The sequence below is a fragment of the Jatrophihabitans sp. genome (genome assembly GCF_036389215.1).
Taxonomy (GTDB): Bacteria; Actinomycetota; Actinomycetes; order Mycobacteriales; family Jatrophihabitantaceae; genus Jatrophihabitans_A.
In genome coordinates this window covers 1-17,091 of the sequence record NZ_DASVQG010000321.1, presented here as the reverse complement: position 1 = coordinate 17,091, position 17,091 = coordinate 1, and the positions used below count along the sequence as shown (strand labels likewise).

Below are 17,091 nucleotides of genomic sequence, written 5' to 3'. Positions count from 1 at the left end.
GTATGCGCTATAGCAGTGCCCGCTACCTATGCCTTCATCCCAATCGCCTTGGCCGCGGGAAACGCGCTTTCCGACGTGATCGTACGAGTGACAAGGAAGCGTCTGTCTGTGCTTAGGAGGAAAAAGTCTGCCCGTCGGCACCGTGCCGCAGTACTAGGCGAAGCTGTCCTTGTCGGACTACTGGTGGTCGGCCTCGCCCCGATCATATATGCGGCAATGAACGATGTTGTGTGGCTCCCGTCGCTTGAAGTAAAGATTCGGGGGCAGAGCTCCGCCTTCGTCGGCTATGAGATCTCGGCCACCTCGTCGCGGGTTACTTTTCTTCGAGATTCTGACCGTCAGGTGTTGTTCATCGATCCGAAGGATATTACGTCCGAAACACCTTGCGAACGCAGAGACCTGGTGAACAATCAGCGATCGTTGTTGTCGGTGCTCGTGGGCGCTCCTGCACCGCGTACACCGAAGTGTCTATCGCATCCTTAAGGCCTCGTGGCCGGTCGAACATGCCGCGGGGCCGGCTCTGGCAACGCCGGCGCCGGCCCCGCGGGCAAGCTCAGTGGTTGATCTGGAACCAGGGCTGTGCCCAGCCGGAGTAGCTCTCTCCCCACTTGGTCTTGATCTCGGAGATGGTGGTCCTGGTAAAGGTGCCGCTGCCGTGGATGTCGGTGGACAGGAAGTATCCGCTGCCGATCGAGATCATCACGTGCCCGAAACCACTCGAGCCGCCGGAGAAGAACGCCAGCCCACCGGCCGGAACGTTGCTGTCACCGGCATGCTTGTACGCCCCCGGGATCGCCAGCCAGTGCGACCGGGCGCTGGTGGAGCCACTGGCGGACCAGCCGTAGGCCAGCGCCATCACGTGGTCACAGCGCCCGGCGTAGTCGGAGTGGTACGTGGTCGTCACGTGGTTCTTGGCCCAGGTGACCGCCTCGCCGCAGGTTCGCGGATTGCCCAGGCCCGCGCCGGAGCAGCTCTGGGTGGGGGTGCCGCCGCACAACGGCGCCACGAGGGTGTCCGAGCCGGTGTAGACGTAGGTGTCGCTGACGTAGCCGCCCTTGGCCGGGACGTGGTCCCAGATGTTGGTGGTCCCGTAGGTTCCGGTCACCGTGTCGCCGTAGGTCTGGCAGTCGATGCTGATGCTGGCGCCGTCGGCCAGCGAGCCGACCACGGTGCCGCTCAGGTGCGGCGTCGAGCGGACGTTGAGCGCCGTGCCGTTGGTGTTGACGGTGCCGGAGGCCGAAGCCCAGGCGGCCGACATGGTGCCGCCGAAGCCGGTGACCATCAGGGCGATGGTGGCCAGTACCAGTGCGAGCCGGCGTAACAGAGCCGAGCGGGGTCCAGACATGGAGCTCCTTCGGGAGGGGAATGAACGGGGAGAGCGCGGGATCAGCGCGACGCCGACCGGGTCGGTCGGAAGGGGCTGCGCTAGGACTACACCAGAAGCGCGCAGAGGGCGCAACACAGGCAAACGCGTCCGAGAAGGACCTTACCCACGGCCGGCTGCGGATAACCGGTGGTGCCGGTCGGCTACCGTCGCCGACGTGAGCGCAACGATCCTGGTCACCGACGCCAGTGCTGCCTACGGCTCGCGCTGGCTGTTCCGGGGGCTGGACATGGTCATCGCCCCGGGCGCCGTCATCGGGCTGGTCGGGCCCAACGGAGCCGGCAAGACCACCCTGCTGCGGATGCTGGCGGGCTTCGCCCAGCCCGAAACCGGCACCGTCACCCGGATGCCGGCCGAGGCGAGCGTCGGCTACCTGGCGCAGGAGCCCGACCGGCGTCCCGGTGAGACGCTGGCGGGTTTCCTGCACCGGCGCACCGGGGTCAGCGAGGCTACCGAGGCGATGGAGCGGACCGCCGCCGCGCTCAGCGACGGGCCGCGTGCCGAGGCCGAGTACTCGGCGGCGTTCGAACGCTGGCTGGCCCTGGGCGGGGCGGACCTGGAAGACCGGATACCGGCGGTGCTGGCCCAGCTGGGCCTGGACGCCGACCCGCAGGCGCTGATGACGTCGCTGTCCGGCGGCCAGGCCGCTCGCGCGGCGCTGGCCTCGTTGCTGCTGGCCCGCTTCGACGTCTTCGCCCTGGACGAGCCGACCAATGACCTGGACCTGGCCGGCCTGGAACTGCTGGAGCGGTTCGTCACCTCGCAGCGAGCCGGGCAGGTGATCGTCAGCCACGACCGGGAGTTCCTGGCCCGCACCGCCACCGAGATCGTCGAGCTGGACCTGGCGCAGCAGCGGATCGCGCACTACGCCGGCGGCTACCAGGCCTACCTCGACGAGCGGGCGATCGCCCGGCGGCGCGCCCGCGAGGCCTATGAGGAGAACGCCGAACGGCGCCAGGAACTCACCGATCGAGCCCGGATGCAGCGCAACTGGCTGGAGACCGGCACCCGCAACGCCAGGCGCAAGGCCGGCAAGGACCCGGACAAGATCAGCCGCAAGTTCCAGCAGGAGAGTACCGAGAAGCAAGCCGCGAAGGCCCGGCAGACCGAGCGGCTGCTGGAGCGGATGGACGTCGTGGAAGAGCCGCGCAAGGAATGGGAACTCCGGCTGGAGATCGCGGCGGCGCCCCGCTCGGGCACGGTGGTGGCGGTGCTCGACCAGGCGGTCGTGACGCGCGGGGACTTCCGGCTGGGGCCGGTGAGCCTGCAGGTCGACTGGAGCGACCGGATCGCCATCACCGGCGCCAACGGCAGCGGCAAGAGCACGCTGCTGGCGGCCCTGCTCGGACGGCTGCGGCTGGCCGAGGGCCGCCAGCATCTCGGTGCCAGCGTCGTGGTGGGCGAGATCGACCAGGCCCGTGGCCTGCTCGGCGAGGACGAGACCCTGCCCCGCGCCTTCGGCCGGCTGCTGCCGGACTGGACCGACGCCGACGTCCGGACGCTGCTGGCCAAGTTCGGGCTGCGGGCCGCGCACGTCGACCGGCCGGCCGGAACCCTGTCGCCGGGGGAGCGGACCCGGGCGGCGCTGGCGCTGCTGCAAGGGCGTGGGGTGAACCTGCTGGTCCTGGACGAGCCCACCAACCATCTGGACCTGCCGGCCATAGAACAGCTGGAGCGGGCGCTGGACAGCTACCCCGGCACCCTGCTGCTGGTCAGCCACGACCGCCGGCTGCTGGAGGCGGTCCGGGTAACCCGGCGGATCGCGCTCGCCGACGGGGTGCCGAGCATCACCTGAGTGCCGCCGAGTCGAACTGCTGCCGAGGTCCGACGGGGGCCCACATATAAAGCCGCCGTTAGGTAACCTGGTCGGGTGACCTTCGACCAACATGTCAGCCGGCGGACCCTGCTGGGCGCATTCGGTGGCCTCGGCCTGCTCGCCGCGTGCTCCGGCCCGGCCGACTCGCCCGGCAAGGGCGCCCGGTCGACCGGTGGCAGCCCGGCCCGCCGGGCGGCCGGCTCCGGCCCCCTGACGGTGGCCTCGTGGGCCGCCAACCGCGGGACACGCTTCTCCATCGCGCACCGCGGCGCCGGTGACATCTACCCCGAGCACAGCCTGCCCAGCTACCGCGCGGCGGTGGAGATGGGCGCCCAGTGCCTGGAGGTCAGCGTCAACATGACCTCTGACGGCGTGCTGATCTGCATGCACGACCTGAGCTATGACCGCACCACCACCGGCAAGGGCTTCATCGCCGACCAGCCGTCCTCGGTACTGTCGCGGATCGCGATCCGCCAGCCGCAGCTCGGTCCGGTCTGGGTGCAACCACCACTGCCCGAAATTCCCCGGCTGGAGACGGTGCTCACGGAGTTCGGCGGCAAGGTGGTGATCTGCCTGGAGGCCAAGGACGACCGGGCCTACCCGTCGATGATGGCGATGGTGACCCGGCTCGGCCTGCAGGACAGCGTCATCGTCAAGGCCTATTACTCCAGCGCCCGGATCCCGCAGGCCAAGGCGGCGGGGCTGCCGGTCTTCTCCTATCTCAGCCCGGCGGACATGAACGAGCCCACCATCGCCACGGCCGCGGCGCGGCTGGACCGCAACGACCTCCTGGTGCTGCCGGCCGACAACGGCGACTACGTCACCTACTACCCGGACGCCCTGATCGCCTCGGCCCTGGCGCACCAGGTGCCGCTGCTGGTCTACCCGATCCATCGCCGTGCCGACGCCGAGCATTACTTCAAGCTCGGGGTCAGCGGCGCGGTCACCTCCGACTACGGCTACACCACCGGCACTACCGCCGCCGCCACCTCCGACAGCTGGGCCAGCAAGCGGATCTCCTCCGGCGAGAAGCCGAAGATGCCGGACAGCAGGTCACTGGCCGGCGCCTGGACCTCGGTCAACGAGCTGACCCTGGGGGCCGAGGGCGCCCGGCAGTTCCTCACCCTGGGCCAGCTGTGCCCGATCCCGGCGGCGGCCTCGCAGTACCGGCTGAAGTTCTCGGTGGCCTGGGACCGGCTGCCCGCCGACCCGTCGGCCACCGTGACGCTGGCCTTCTGCCACCTTGATGACCGCTACTACGAGGACGGGCTCAGCCTGAGCGAGGGCTACCACGCGACCATGTCCCCGGACGGGACGCTGCGGCTCTACCGGCACAGTGCGGCTGCCTCCGACGAACTGCTCGGCCAGGCCCGGACGCCGCCGGTGCGGGCCGGCCAGTGGGCCACCCTGCGGCTGGACGTCTCGCCGCAGTCGCTGATCTGGCGGCGCGCCGACGTCGGGGAGGGCGACCAGGTCGTGGTGCACGATTCGGCCGTCCGGGGCGGCTACGTCGCGATCGGCCGGTCCAGTTCGGACCTGCGGGCGGCGCTGGCGCTGCGGGAGTTCTCTGTCGGCTGATTCCTCATCCGGCCGGCACTCGGCCGGCTGGCAGTGGCGGCCGGCACTCGGCCGGCTGGCAGTGGGCGGCTAGGTGCCGGGGCGGTGACCGCGCCGGTAGAGCAGGCCGGCGGCGAACGCTACGCCCGCTGGGGCCAGCAGATCGCTCAGGGTGATGCCGTGGCCGCGCGAGATCCCGATCAGTACCGGGCCCTCCAGTGGCTTGTCGACCAGCAGCCACAACCCGCACAGCAGGATCAGCACGGCCGGCCACACCGGGGTGTCGCGACGGCAGAGCAGCACGGTGCCGATGAGGGCGAGCAGGACCAGGACGGCAACGAGCATGCATGGACCTAAGCACGCTGCGCCGTCCTGCCGTGTTATTGCAACTGACTTGCAAGAACGCCTGGAGCCCGGATAGCGTCGGCCCCGCCCGTCGGCGCGGCGGCGAGCCGAGTGAAAGCGCGGTCATGACGACAGCTACCCGTCCGGTTCCGAAGCCACCGGCCAGCCCGCGCGGCTCGCGGCGAATCAGCTTCAGTCGCGACGAGGTGCTCCGGCTGCTGGGGCTGTTCGGCTTCGTCGGTGCCTTGCACGTCGCCGGATTCGGGCTGTTCTACTACTACAACTCCCAGCCGCAGTTCCACTCACTCGACGACGGTCACGGCAACCTGGTGTTCGCGGGCGCCGCCACGCTGGCCTACGGCCTGGGCCTGCGGCACGCCTTCGACGCCGACCACATCAGCGCCATCGACGACACCACCCGGTACCTGCTGCAGAAGGGCAAGCGTCCGCTCGGGGTCGGGTTCTTCTTCTCCCTCGGCCACTCCAGCATCGTGCTGGCGCTCTCGATCGCGGTAGCCTTCGCCGCCAAGGCCGCCACCCGCTTCCAGGCCAGTTTCGCCGGCACCGGCGGCATCATCGGCACCCTGGTGTCGGCGACGTTCCTATACCTGATCGCCGCGCTCAACCTCGTGGTGCTGATCGGCATCGTGAAGATGTGGCGCAAGGCCAAGGTCGGTGAGTACCAGCCCGAGGAGCTGGACGTGCTGCTGGCCAACCGGGGCTTCCTGAACCGGATCTTCCGGGGGCGCTACAACAAGTTCATCAACCATTCCTGGCAGATGTACCCGGTCGGACTGCTGTTCGGGCTGGGCTTCGACACCGCCACCGAGGTGGCCTTCCTCGGCCTGTCGGCCACCGCCGCCGTCGGGGTCGGAGCCAGCGGCGTCTCGCTGCCACCGCTGGCGATCCTGTCGCTGCCGCTGCTGTTCGCGGCCGGCATGTCGCTGATGGACACCTTCGACGGGGTGTTCATGAGCAAGGCCTACGGCTGGGCGTTCGTGACCCCGATCCGCAAGATCTACTACAACATCACCACGACCGGACTGTCGATCTTCGTGGCGTTCGTGATCGGCACGATCGAGGTGCTGGCCCTGCTCTCGGAGAAGCTGGATCTGACCGGACAGCCGTGGGACTTCATCGCGGGCCTGGACATCAACACCGCGGGCCAGGTGATCGTGGCGGTCTTCGTGCTGGTGTGGATCGGGGCCGTCGCCTACTACAAGCTCGCCAAGGTCGACGAGCGCTATGCCGGCGCCGTGCGCCACCCGGACGCGGTGGACCCCACCGGCTGAGTCGCCGGGCGCACTCCACCCGCTGAGACCCGCGCGGTCAGCGGACGCCGCGCGGCCGGAACTGGATGCTGATCCGGGGTCCCACCGGCTTGCTGGTCTTGGGCACCGCGTGTTCCCAGGTGCGCTGGCAGCTGCCGCCCATCACGATCAGGTCGCCGTGGCCGAGGTTGTGCCGCAGCACCGCGCTACCGCCGGTACCGGTTGCGTGGCCTGGCCGACCGGGGCTACCCGGCCTTGGCCGCAGCAGCAGTTGCCGCGGAGCGCCGACCGACAGGATCGCCACCATGGTGTCCTCGGTGCGGCTGCGCCCGATCCGGTCGCCGTGCCAGGCCACGCTGTCGCGGCCGTCGCGGTACAGGCACAGCCCGGCGGTGCGGAACGGCTCACCCAGCTCGCCGGCGTAGTGGGCACTCAGCTGCTCACGCGCCTCCTCCAGCACCGGGTGCGGCAACGTCGCCGCCTCGTCGTAGAAGCTCAGCAGCCGGGGTACCGCCACGATGCGCTGGTACATCTCCCGCTCCTCGGCCTGCCACGGCACCGAGTCCACCAGGCTGTCGAACAGTGCGTCAGCCCCCGTGAGCCACCCCCGCCGGACGTCGAGCCAGGCGCCGGAGCTGAGCGGGTGCCTGGCCACGGTGTCGCCGAGCGGGCCGAGCGCGATGTCGTCGGCCAGGTCCAGGAGTGAGGCCTGCAGTGCTGCGGACATGGTCCGAGATTACACCGCTAATCAAATGCCTGTTCGATAACGCTCCGGTGCGGGCCCTGCGACGTCCGGTACCTGCCCGCACCGTGCAGGCAGTAGCGTTGCCAGCCGTGTCCAGTCTCGCCGGTGTGCCCAGTCTCGCGGATGTGCTGCAGGCCCTCGACGGCTGGTATCCACCGTCCACCGCCGAGTCCTGGGACGCGGTCGGCCTGACCTGCGGTGACCCGGCCGCCCAGGTCGAGCGGATCCTGCTGGCGGTCGACTGCGTGCCGGCCACGGTTGCCGAAGCGGTCGAGTCCGGGGCCCAGTTGCTGGTCACCCACCATCCGCTGCTGCTCACCGGAGTGCACGGGGTGCCGGCCACCGATCCCAAGGGTGGCCTGGTGCACCGGATGATCAGGGCCGGCGTCGCGCATTTCGTCGCCCACACCAACGCCGACGTCGCCACCGACGGCGTGTCGCAGGCGCTGGCCCGGTGCCTGGAGCTCACCGCGATCGCGCCGCTGGCGCCCGATCCGGCACCGGCCCTGGACCACCTGACCGTGTACGTGCCCGCCGAGGACTGCGACCGCCTGATCGCCGCCCTGACCGAGGCGGGCGCCGGCGCCGTCGGCAACTACGACCAGTGCACCTTCACGGTGTCGGGGCTCGGCAGCTACCGGCCGCTGCCCGGCGCCGATCCGGCTGACGGTGAGATCGGCGTGCTCACCCGCAAGGCCGAGCAGGCAGTGTCGGTGGTGCTGCCGCGGCACCGGCGGTCGGCGGTACTGGCGGCCATGCGGCAGGCACACCCGTACGAGGAGGTGGCGTTCACACTCGCCGAGCAGCCCCGGCTGGACGCCGCCACCGGCACCGGCCGGATCGGGGTGCTCGCCGAGCCGATGACGCTGCGGGACTTCACCGGCTACGTCGCGGCGCGGCTGCCCGGCACCGCGTGGGGAGTCCGGGCAGCCGGGCGGCCGGAGCAGCTGATCCGGACGGTGGCGGTCTGCGGCGGCTCGGGCGCGTCCTACACCGAACTGGCCCGGGCCCGGGGCGCCGATGCCTACCTGACCTCGGACCTCAAGCACCACCCGACCGTCGAGGCGGTCACCGAACGCACCGGCGCCGCTGGTGGGGCGGATATCCCGATGGCGCTTGTCGACGCGGCGCACTGGGCCACCGAATGGCCCTGGCTGCCGGTGGCCGCGGACCTGCTGCGACGGCAGTTCGGCGGTGTCGAGGTCGGCGTCTCCACCGTGGTCACCGACCCGTGGACCGTGCATGCCGGCTGACTGTCACACTGGCTGTCCGGGCCGGCACCGATCCGTGCTCGACCTCGCGCTCGCCAGAGAGGACGAACCCACCACGTGATCGCCGACCCCTTCGTCCAGCTCCGGCTGCTGGACCTGCAGGCCGTGGACACCGCCCTGGCGCAACTGGCCCACCGGCGGCGGAACCTGCCGGAGCTCGCCACCATCGTCGACTGCGAGCAGCGCGCGGCCGGCGTCCGGGCCCGGCTGGTGGATGCCGAGACGTCGCTGGCAGACCTCGCGGCCGAGCAGCGCCGGCTGGAAGCCGACGTGGAGACCGTCCGGCTGCGGGCTGAGAAGGACCAGCGCCGGATGGCGGCCGCCGGGGTTCCGGCCAAGGAGATCACCGGGCTGCAGCACGAGGTCACCTCGCTGGCCCGCCGGCAGGGCGTCCTGGAGGACGAGCTGCTGGAGTTGATGGAGAACCGCGAGACAGCCGAGGCGCAGGTCGGGCAGCTGCAGTCCGAGCTGCAGGCGATCCTTGCCGAACGAGCCGCCGCCGAGGCTGCCCGGGACGAGGTGTTCGGCGAGATCGATGACGCGCTGGGCAAGCGCCGGGCCGAGCGTGACCGGCTGGCCGGCACCCTGCCCGCTGACCTGCTGGCCCTCTACGACAAGGTTCGCGAGGCCAGTGGCGGGGTGGGCGCGGCGATGCTGCGCCAGCGTCGCTGCGAGGGGTGCCGGCTGGAGCTCTCCGGCTCCGAACTCGCCGACGTACGGGCGGCCAAGCCCGAGAACGTGGTGCGCTGTGACAACTGCCGGCGCATCCTGGTCCGCACCCACGAGTCAGGCCTGTGACCGGTACCGAACGCCCAGCGGTCCTGCGGGTAGAGGTGCAGGCCGACGGTGGTTCGCGGGGCAACCCGGGCCCGGCCGGGTACGGGGCGGTGGTCTTCGACGCCGACACCGGCGCCACGCTGGCCGAGCGCAAGGCCGCCATCGGCGTCGCCACCAACAATGTCGCCGAGTACCAGGGCCTGATCGCGGGGCTGGCCGCGGCCCGGGAGCTCGGTGCCGATGAGGTCGAGGTGCGGATGGACTCCAAGCTGGTCATCGAGCAGATGGCGGGCCGCTGGCAGGTCAAGCACCCGTCGATGCGCCCGCTCGCCCGGCAGGCCGCGGAGCTGGCGGCCGGCTTCCGCCGGATCGGCTTCGGCTGGATCCCGCGGGCGCAGAACAGCCACGCCGACCGGCTCGCCAACGAGGCGATGGATGCCGCGGCCGCTGGGGTGCCGGGAGAAGGTGACCGGCTGGGCGAGCCGGTTGTGTCGGTGCGGGACCCCGCTGGAGGGCCGGAGCCGGTGCAGGAGCAGTTGCCGGCCAACAACAACGGCGCGTGGGTGCCGCCGGAGACCGTGCCGACCAGGCTGCTGCTGGTCCGGCACGGGGTCACCGAGTACTCCGTGGCCAAGCGATTCGCCGGCCGCTCGGACCTCGAACTGACCGAAGCCGGCCACGAGCAGGCCCGGCGGGTCGCCGGCCGGATCGCCGAACTCGGCCCGGTCGACGCGTTGATCTCCTCACCGCTGCGCCGCACGCGGCAGACCGCCCAGCAGCTCGCCGACCGGTTGCAGCTGCCGGTGCTGATCGAGGAAGGCATGATCGAGACCGACTTCGGCGACTGGGATGGCTACACCTTCGCCGAGGTCAGCCAGAAATGGCCCGCCGAGCTGCAGCGCTGGCTGGCCGACCCGTCCGTGGCGCCACCGGCCGGGGAGTCGTTCGAGACCGTCACCCGGCGGGTCCGGCGCGCTCGGGACCGGATCCTGGCCCGGTACAGCGGCAAGACCGTCGCGGTGGTGTCGCACGTCTCGCCGATCAAGACCCTGGTGCGGCTGGCCCTGGACGCCCCGCCCTCGGCGTTGCAGCGGATGTTCCTGGAACCGGCCTCGATCTGCGTCATCAACTACTACGGCGACGGGCCGGTGTCGTTGCAGACCTTCAACGACACCGCCCATCTGGATGCGCTCTGATTCACGCGCCAGATCCTCAGCGCAACCCGAGCGGTCCGGCCACCAGCCACAGCACCCCGGTCACCGTGGTGACGATCACCGGGGTCGACAGCAGTCCCAGCAGATGGAATTCCAGCGCCCGTGGCCGGTCCGCGGCAGGCAGGTTCCGCCGCCACAGCAGCGTCGCCAGCGAGCCTGGATAGCTGGCGTTCGGCCCGAGGTTCACCCCGACCAGGACGGCCAACACCGCCAACGGTGACCCGGCCACCAGCGGCAGGAGCGCCAGCGTGGTCGGCAGGTTGTTCACCAGGTTCGCCAGCACCGCGGCCAGCAGCGCCAGTCCCACCATGGCCAGCAGCCCGGTGCCGGACGGGGTCAACCGGCGCAGCGCCGGTTCGGCTCCGTTGTGCAGCACGCCGGCGACCAGCACCCCGAGGCTGAGCACGAACGCGCAGAACCCCGGAGCGGTCGCCAGCACCAGTCCGGCCGGGCTCAGTTGCCGGCGCCGGAGCCGGGGGACGGCCAGCGCGACCACCCCGGCCAGCGCTGCCCAGGCCGGCGCGAGGCCTACCGCCGTGGTGGCCACGAAGCCGGTGACGGCCAGCACCAGGACCACCAGGGCATAGCCAGGCACCGGTGCCAGCGGCGGCCGGCGCTCGGCGGCGGCCTGCAGGTCGCGCCGGAACGCCAGCCGCAGCGATCCCCAGTCCAATGCGCACGCCAGCAGCCAGGGCAGCGTCATCGCGGCGGCGAAGGTGCCGAAACTCAGGCCGCTGGCGGTGAACGCCAGCAGGTTGGTCAGGTTCGACACCGGCAGCAGCAGCGAGCCGGAATTGGCGATGTGCGCGCACGCGTAGCTGTGCGGCCGGTTCGGGACTGCCAGCCGGACGGTGGTGGCCAGTACCACCGGGGTCACCAGCACCACGGTGGCGTCCAGGGTCAGGGTCGCGGTGATCACCGCGGCGAACACCACCACCAGCCAGAGCAGCCGCTTGGGCAGGCCGCGGCTCAGCCGCGCGGTGAGGCTGCCGAGGTAGCCGAAGACGCCTTCGGCGGCGCAGAGCTGGCCGAAGGCAAGGATCGCGGCCAGGAACGCCACGGTCGGTGCCAGCTCGGCGACGCTGTGCCGGGCCGTCGGCAGGTCGGTGGCCCCGCTGAGCAGTGCCAGCAGCGCGCAGGGCAGGGCGACGGCGGCTTCGCTCAGGCCGAGCGGGCGGGCGACCGCGGTGCCCAGGCACAGCGCGGTCAACACCAGCCCGAGCATCAGGTACAGGGTGCTTCCGCTCACCCGAGCCGTCGGTCGGTGCCGGGAACAGTCATCACTTCACCCTAACGGCGGGCATCTGCGGGGCCTTCGTCGCCGGCGCACGGCCGGCGTGCCGTCGGCACCGTCTTGCGGGAGCGTTAGGATTGGCGGCGCGGCGGACGAGCCGACCGGGCGACCGCGTCAGCCTGGCAACAGGCTGCCGAGGAAAGTCCGGGCTCCACAGAGCAGGGTGGTTGTTAACGGCAACCCGGGGCGACCCGCGGGACAGTGCCACAGAAAACAGACCGCCGACGGTTCGGGCTTACGTGAACGGCTCGAACGGCTCGGTAAGGGTGAAACGGTGGTGTAAGAGACCACCAGCATCCCGGGTGACCGGGATGGCTAGGTAAACCCCACCCGGAGCAAGGTCAAGAGGCTTCTCCGGCTTGCCGGAGGCGCTGCGCAGGCGTCCGAGGGCTGCTCGCCCGAGCCTGCGGGTAGACCGCTAGAGCCTGCCGGCGACGGCAGGCCGAGATGGATGGTCGCCGTTCGGAGGGTTCGTCCCTCCGTCCACAGGACCCGGCTTACAGGTTGACTCGTCCGCCGCCCTTCGCGCAGCCGGCCGAGCGCTCACCGACTGTTCAAATGTCGGTGGGTGCTGCCACGATCAGCGCTGTGGACACTTCAGGGGGCGCTCGCGCCTCGCACGCCGCGGGGCCGCACGCCGCGGGGCCGCACGCCGCGGGGCCGCACGGTGCGGCTCGGCTCGGGTTCGAGCTGCTGTGTGAGATCGAGCCGGCCACCGGTCCCGACCTCACCCGGGTCCGCCGGCAGATAGCGATGCTGGCCGGGGTCGCGGACTCGTTCCTGGTGCCGGACAACCACCTCGGCCGGGCAACGGTGTCGAGTATCGCCGTCGCGCAGGAGGTGCACGCGCTTGGCGGCTCGGCGGTCGCCTGCATCAACAGCCGCGACCGCAACGTCCTCGGGTTCCGGCGCGACCTGCTGACCGCGGCGGCCTACGGCGTCGATCGTTTCCTGTTCGTCCGGGGCGACGAGCCGACCGAGGGCACCAGGTCGACCGACCTGACGGTCCGCCGCATGATCGAGGAGGCGCACAGCTATCGCGAACGGTCCTTCAGCGTCGGTGCAACCGTGCGCGTCGCCAGCGCGGTGCCGTCATGGAAGGCGGCAGCCGACTTCTTGCTCGTCCAGGTCAGCTTCGATCTCGACCGGTTGTTCGCTTGGCGCGACACCGCCGGTTACTCCGGCAAGCTGCTGGCAGGCGTGCTGGTCGTGGCCAGCAGCAAGATGGCGCAACGGATCGCCGCGGACCTACCGGAGATCGGGGTGCCGGAACAGCTGATCAGCGACCTGGAGCGCAACCCGGACGCCGGTGTGGACCTCGCCGTCGACATGGTCGAACGCATCCGGGCCTCGGGTCGGTTCGACGGTGTCCACCTGGTTCCGGTCGGCCGCTACGCCGACATCGCACACCGGCTGGGCAGGGGCAGGCCACGCTAGCGAGCCCTAGTGTTGGCTGGTCGGTGACCGGCCGCGTTCGAGCCGATCAGGGCGCTGCTGGCCGAGCGGGGGTTGAACGAATCAGGTCGATCGAGCCGGATATGACTAGTGAGCCGACGAGGCGGGAAGTGAGCGATGGGTACCAAGGATTTGAGCGGAACGTACTGGTTCTGCCAGAAGCATCACGTCGTCGAGCCGTTCGCCGGCTGCGGCAGCCGCCAGCGGATCGGCCCGTTCGACACCGAGGCCGAGGCTGCGAAGGCGCTGGACACCATCGCCGAGCGGAACCGCCGCTACGACGCCGAGGACGCTGGCTGGGAGAGCTGAGCCCGGCGCCGTAGCGGCTGATCCGGCGCGCGCGAACGGCCCGTCAGTGGTAGCTGTGCTCGGCTCCGGGATAGATGCCGGCCTGCACCTCGGCGGCGAAGCGGTGGGTGGCCTCGGTCAGCACCTGGGTCACGTCGGCGTACTGCTTGACGAACTTGGCCGGCTTGCCGTCGGCCCGCAGTCCCGCCATGTCCTGCCACACCAGCACCTGGGCATCGCACTCGACGCCGGCGCCGATGCCGATGGTCGGGATGCTGAGGTCGTGGGTGATCTTCTTGGCCAGGTCCGCCGGCACGACCTCCATCACGACGGCGAAGGCACCGGCGTCCTGCATCGCGCGGGCGTCCTCGACCAGTCGCTGGCCCGCCTCGTCGCCGCGGCCCTGCACCCGGTAACCGGACATCGTGTTCACCGACTGCGGGGTCAGGCCGATGTGGGCCATCACCGGGATGCCCACGGAATTGAGCAGCTCGACGTGAGGCGCCATCCGGGCACCGCCCTCCAGCTTCACGGCCTGGGCACCGCCGTCCTTCAGAAACCTGGTCGCGGTCTCCAGCGCCTGCTGCGGCGAGGCCTGGTAGCTGCCGAACGGCAGGTCGGCGACCACCAGGGCCCGGCTGGAGCCGCGGACCACGGCGCGCACCAGTGGCAGCAGCTCCTCGACGGAGACCGGAACGGTGGTGTCGTAGCCGTAGACCACGTTCGCGGCGGAGTCACCGACCAGCAGCACCGGCACGCCGGCCTGGTCGAAGATCCGCGCGGTGGTGTAGTCGTAGGCGGTCAGCATCGGCCAGCGGTCACCGGACAGCTTGGCGTTCTGCAGATCGCGGATGGTGATGCGGCGGGTCGACGTGCCGCCGTAGAGCGTGTCGCTCATGTCGGGTCCTCAGGGTTCCTCGAGGCCGGCTCGCCGGTCCCCGGGTGATGGGTGGACCCCTCTATGATGCTCCTGCACCCTGACGTTGGGAACTCGGCGAGAGCTGGCTCACCCCTGCACGCGCCTGCCGGCACCGGCCTGCAGGTCCGGGTGGCGCTCGGCCCCGTTCGAACCGGCCGCTCGACCAGCTAACCGGACAGGCAGGCGCGCGTGGCGATCAGACGTTGGGGTCGTCGCGGTAGCTGATAGATGAGCAGGACGAGCCAAGGCACGCCCGGATGCCGGCATCATTGATGGCGGCGTTGGTAGGGCCCCAGTGAGCGCTGGACTCGGTGTAGGCCGCCGAGGTGCAGCCGCCGGTGTCTTCGCGCGATCCCACGGTGACCCAGCTGCTCGAGCCGACATAGTGGACCATGAACTCAAGCCGAGCGGTCAACCCGTCGCCGTTGCCGGCGCTGTTGCAGAAGTCGTTGACGTAGATGTTCGTCCAGTTAACCTCGTGAGAGCTGCTGGTCCAGTTCACGTACGCCTTGACGTGCGCGCCTCCGCCGTTGCTGCTGTAGAGCGTCGCCTCGGTCCATCCGTCGACGGCCGAAGCCGGATTAGCAGCGATCGTCAGAGCGGCCACCGTACTGCCCACGCCCACGGCGGCCAGTACTGCCCTGCGAGCCAGAGTGCTTCTCATAAGAGTCCCTTTCATCGTTACGTCCGATTTAGACGTTAAATGAAGGAGGGCCTTCAAGAAGAGAAAATACCTCTTATAGGCATTGACGCGAGTGATCGAGAGGGGATGAGCCCGGCCGGGAGAGCGCAACAGCTCAAGATCAAGACGGGCCAGAGCCGTGCTCGCGCCAGCGGTTGGTGATCGGCAGCCGGCGGTCCCGGCCGAACGCCTTGAGGCTGATCTTGGGTCCCGGCGGGTACTGCCGCCGCTTCCATTCGGCCGCGTCGGTCATCCGGGATACCCGGGTCACCAGCTCCTCGTCGAAGCCGGCCGCCAGCAGATCCTCGAAGCCGGCGTCGGTGTCGATGTAGAGGGCCAGCAGCTCGTCCAGCACCTCGTAGTCGGGCAGCGAGTCGGTGTCGAGCTGACCCGGGCGCAGCTCCGCCGACGGCGGCTTGCTGATCGAGTTCTCCGGGATCGGCGGCGTCAGACCTTGACGGGCCGCCTCGGCATTGCGCCAGCGCGCCAGCTGCCACACCAGGGTCTTCGGCACGTCCTTGATCGGGGCGAAGCCGCCCACCGCGTCGCCGTAGATCGTGGAGTAGCCGACCGACAGCTCGCTCTTGTTGCCGGTGGCCAGCACCAGGTGCCCGTGCTGGTTGGACAGGCCCATCAGGCTGGTGCCGCGGACCCGGGCCTGCACGTTCTCCTCGGCGAGGCCGGTCAGCTTCAGGGATTCGACGAACGCGCTGACCATCGGCGCGATCGGCACCGTCTGCAGGGGCGCGCCGAGGTTGGCGGCCAGTTCCACCGCGTCGGACAGCGAGTGCTCGGAGGAGTAGTCACTCGGCAGCGCCACGCCGTGGACGTTGTCGCCGCCGATCGCGTCCGCGGCGATGGCGGCCACCACCGCCGAATCGATGCCGCCGCTCATCCCGAGCACCACTGAGGAAAAGCCGTTCTTGACGATGTAGTCCCGGGTCCCGGTGACCAGCGCACCCCAGACCTCGGCCTCGTCGGACAGCCGGTCGGCGATGCCCAGCGGTTCGGACAGCTCGGCGCCGACCGGACGCGGCGGCAGCGGCGCCCGGGAGCGCCCGACGGTGAGCTCACCGGCCCGATCGACGGTGTTGCCGGCCGAGGGCGGCAGGTCCAGCTCCACCAGGAACAGCTGCTCCACGAACTGCGGCGCCCGGGCCAGCAGCCCGCCGTCGGCGCCGACGACGAAGGAGTCGCCGTCGAAGACCAGCTCGTCCTGACCGCCGCACTGGTTGACGTAGACGACGGCGGCGCCGGCCTCGATCGCCCGGCGCTGCACCAGGGTCAGCCGGACGTCGTCCTTGTTCCGCTCGTACGGCGAGCCGTTGATGTTGACCAGCAACCCGACCTCGGCGGCCGCCGCGGCGGCGAACGGGCCGCCGTCCTGCCAGACGTCCTCGCAGATCGTCAGGCCGATGTCGATCCCGCCGAAGGTCACCACGCCCAACTCGCTGCCGGCCTTGAAATAGCGGGCCTCGTCGAAAACGCCATAGTTGGGCAAGTGGTGCTTGAAGTAGCGGGCCACCACCTCGCCACCCTGGACGAAGGCGGCGGCGTTGCGGGGCCCGCCGTCGGTGTCCAGGTAGCCCACCACCACCGCGATGTCGCCGTAGCCGGCGCCGGCCAGGTCGGCTGCCAGCCGGGTCAGGGCCAGGCACGAGGCCTGCCGGAAGGACTGGCGAAGCACCAGGTCCTCGGGCGGGTAACCGGTCAGCGTCATCTCCGGAAAGACGACCAACTGGGCACCCGCCTCAGCGGCCTCGCGGACCCGCTCGCGCACCATGGCGCAGTTGGTGTCGAGGTCGCCGACCACCAGGTCGACCTGGGCCAGGGCTATCCGCAGGGCGCTCACCTGTCCAGTCTCCCACTCCGTCCCGGGCGCCGGGACGGAGTGGGAGCGTTGGAGAGGGGGGTTGATCCGACACCGTTTCGTCACGAGCCGTGACCGTGGTCGCTTCGAAAGTAGGTCACAATGGTTCGGCGGGGGCACCCTGATGGTGCTGCTCGTGGACGGCGGGGCGGAAGGAACACCGATGTTGGCGAGTTACCGGGCCAAGACGGCGGCGGTGGTGT

15 protein-coding genes and 1 other RNA gene are annotated in these 17,091 nt (G+C 70.4%); 9 read left to right on the top strand and 7 right to left on the bottom strand.

Annotated elements, in window-relative coordinates:
- Positions 1–553: 553 nt before the first annotated feature.
- Positions 554–1,345, bottom strand: a complete 792-nt coding sequence (locus VF542_RS18295) for an SH3 domain-containing protein (RefSeq protein WP_408653131.1) — start codon at positions 1,343–1,345, stop codon at positions 554–556.
- A gap of 196 nt (positions 1,346–1,541) precedes the next feature.
- Here VF542_RS18295 and VF542_RS18290 point away from each other — a divergent pair, with 196 nt between their 5' ends.
- Positions 1,542–3,179, top strand: coding sequence for an ABC-F family ATP-binding cassette domain-containing protein (locus tag VF542_RS18290; RefSeq protein WP_408653130.1), 1,638 nt, complete (start codon positions 1,542–1,544; stop codon positions 3,177–3,179).
- Positions 3,180–3,254: 75 nt separating this feature from the next.
- On the top strand, positions 3,255–4,778 hold the full coding sequence (locus VF542_RS18285; RefSeq protein ID WP_408653129.1) for a glycerophosphodiester phosphodiesterase: 1,524 nt from the start codon (positions 3,255–3,257) through the stop codon (positions 4,776–4,778).
- Positions 4,779–4,847: 69 nt separating this feature from the next.
- Here VF542_RS18285 and VF542_RS18280 read toward each other — a convergent pair whose 3' ends face one another.
- Positions 4,848–5,102 (bottom strand): hypothetical protein, encoded by a 255-nt coding sequence (locus VF542_RS18280; protein WP_408653128.1) that lies wholly within the window; start codon positions 5,100–5,102, stop codon positions 4,848–4,850.
- Positions 5,103–5,227: 125 nt separating this feature from the next.
- On the opposite strand from VF542_RS18280, the gene VF542_RS18275 reads away from it, so the two are divergent.
- Complete coding sequence (locus VF542_RS18275; protein ID WP_408653127.1) at positions 5,228–6,394, top strand: HoxN/HupN/NixA family nickel/cobalt transporter; 1,167 nt, start codon at positions 5,228–5,230, stop codon at positions 6,392–6,394.
- 37 nt (positions 6,395–6,431) lie between these two features.
- On the opposite strand, the gene VF542_RS18270 is transcribed toward VF542_RS18275, so the two are convergent.
- The gene (locus VF542_RS18270; RefSeq protein ID WP_408653126.1) at positions 6,432–7,100 is read right to left on the bottom strand and encodes an alpha-ketoglutarate-dependent dioxygenase AlkB; all 669 of its coding nucleotides are present in this window, start codon (positions 7,098–7,100) and stop codon (positions 6,432–6,434) included.
- A gap of 125 nt (positions 7,101–7,225) precedes the next feature.
- Between VF542_RS18270 and VF542_RS18265 the strand changes: the two genes are divergently transcribed.
- From VF542_RS18265 to VF542_RS18255, 3 genes are all read left to right on the top strand, one after another.
- Complete coding sequence (locus VF542_RS18265) at positions 7,226–8,371, top strand: Nif3-like dinuclear metal center hexameric protein (RefSeq protein ID WP_408653125.1); 1,146 nt, start codon at positions 7,226–7,228, stop codon at positions 8,369–8,371.
- A 75-nt stretch (positions 8,372–8,446) separates the two neighbouring features.
- On the top strand, positions 8,447–9,187 hold the full coding sequence (locus VF542_RS18260) for a zinc ribbon domain-containing protein (protein ID WP_408653124.1): 741 nt from the start codon (positions 8,447–8,449) through the stop codon (positions 9,185–9,187).
- Positions 9,184–10,362: a bifunctional RNase H/acid phosphatase gene (locus VF542_RS18255; protein ID WP_408653123.1), complete on the top strand. Its 1,179-nt coding sequence runs from the start codon at positions 9,184–9,186 to the stop codon at positions 10,360–10,362. The genes VF542_RS18260 and VF542_RS18255 overlap by 4 nt, the downstream gene beginning before the upstream one ends.
- A 16-nt stretch (positions 10,363–10,378) precedes the next feature.
- On the opposite strand, the gene VF542_RS18250 is transcribed toward VF542_RS18255, so the two are convergent.
- Positions 10,379–11,629, bottom strand: coding sequence for an SLC13 family permease (locus tag VF542_RS18250; RefSeq protein ID WP_408653122.1), 1,251 nt, complete (start codon positions 11,627–11,629; stop codon positions 10,379–10,381).
- Between the two features lie 138 nt (positions 11,630–11,767).
- Here VF542_RS18250 and rnpB point away from each other — a divergent pair.
- The 3 genes from rnpB to VF542_RS18235 all read left to right on the top strand — a co-directional run bounded on the left by rnpB (position 11,768) and on the right by VF542_RS18235 (position 13,438).
- An RNA gene (gene rnpB / locus VF542_RS18245) (RNase P RNA component class A) lies at positions 11,768–12,190 on the top strand.
- 174 nt (positions 12,191–12,364) lie between these two features.
- Positions 12,365–13,111, top strand: coding sequence for a methylenetetrahydrofolate reductase (locus VF542_RS18240; RefSeq protein WP_408653132.1), 747 nt, complete (start codon positions 12,365–12,367; stop codon positions 13,109–13,111).
- Positions 13,112–13,246: 135 nt separating this feature from the next.
- Entirely contained in the window at positions 13,247–13,438 is a 192-nt protein-coding gene (locus tag VF542_RS18235) for a hypothetical protein (RefSeq protein WP_408653121.1), read from the top strand.
- A gap of 43 nt (positions 13,439–13,481) precedes the next feature.
- Here VF542_RS18235 and panB read toward each other — a convergent pair whose 3' ends face one another.
- The 3 genes from panB to VF542_RS18220 form a co-directional block, all read right to left on the bottom strand.
- A complete protein-coding gene (gene panB / locus VF542_RS18230; protein ID WP_408653120.1) occupies positions 13,482–14,315 on the bottom strand; it encodes a 3-methyl-2-oxobutanoate hydroxymethyltransferase in 834 nt (277 codons plus the stop codon).
- Between the two features lie 217 nt (positions 14,316–14,532).
- Positions 14,533–15,000, bottom strand: coding sequence for a hypothetical protein (locus VF542_RS18225; protein ID WP_408653119.1), 468 nt, complete (start codon positions 14,998–15,000; stop codon positions 14,533–14,535).
- A 139-nt stretch (positions 15,001–15,139) separates the two neighbouring features.
- Positions 15,140–16,870, bottom strand: coding sequence for an NAD+ synthase (locus VF542_RS18220; RefSeq protein WP_408653118.1), 1,731 nt, complete (start codon positions 16,868–16,870; stop codon positions 15,140–15,142).
- Positions 16,871–17,091: the final 221 nt, after the last annotated feature.

Bases quoted from the DNA above. Each gene is read 5' to 3' on its own strand.
- VF542_RS18270 (WP_408653126.1), bottom strand. From the start codon at position 7,100: ATGTCCGCAGCACTGCAGGCCTCACTCCTGGACCTGGCCGACGACATC.
- VF542_RS18235 (WP_408653121.1), top strand. From the start codon at position 13,247: ATGGGTACCAAGGATTTGAGCGGAACGTACTGGTTCTGCCAGAAGCAT.
- VF542_RS18295 (WP_408653131.1), bottom strand. From the start codon at position 1,345: ATGTCTGGACCCCGCTCGGCTCTGTTACGCCGGCTCGCACTGGTACTG.
- VF542_RS18275 (WP_408653127.1), top strand. From the start codon at position 5,228: ATGACGACAGCTACCCGTCCGGTTCCGAAGCCACCGGCCAGCCCGCGC.
- VF542_RS18280 (WP_408653128.1), bottom strand. From the start codon at position 5,102: ATGCTCGTTGCCGTCCTGGTCCTGCTCGCCCTCATCGGCACCGTGCTG.
- VF542_RS18225 (WP_408653119.1), bottom strand. From the start codon at position 15,000: ATGAGAAGCACTCTGGCTCGCAGGGCAGTACTGGCCGCCGTGGGCGTG.
- panB (WP_408653120.1), bottom strand. From the start codon at position 14,315: ATGAGCGACACGCTCTACGGCGGCACGTCGACCCGCCGCATCACCATC.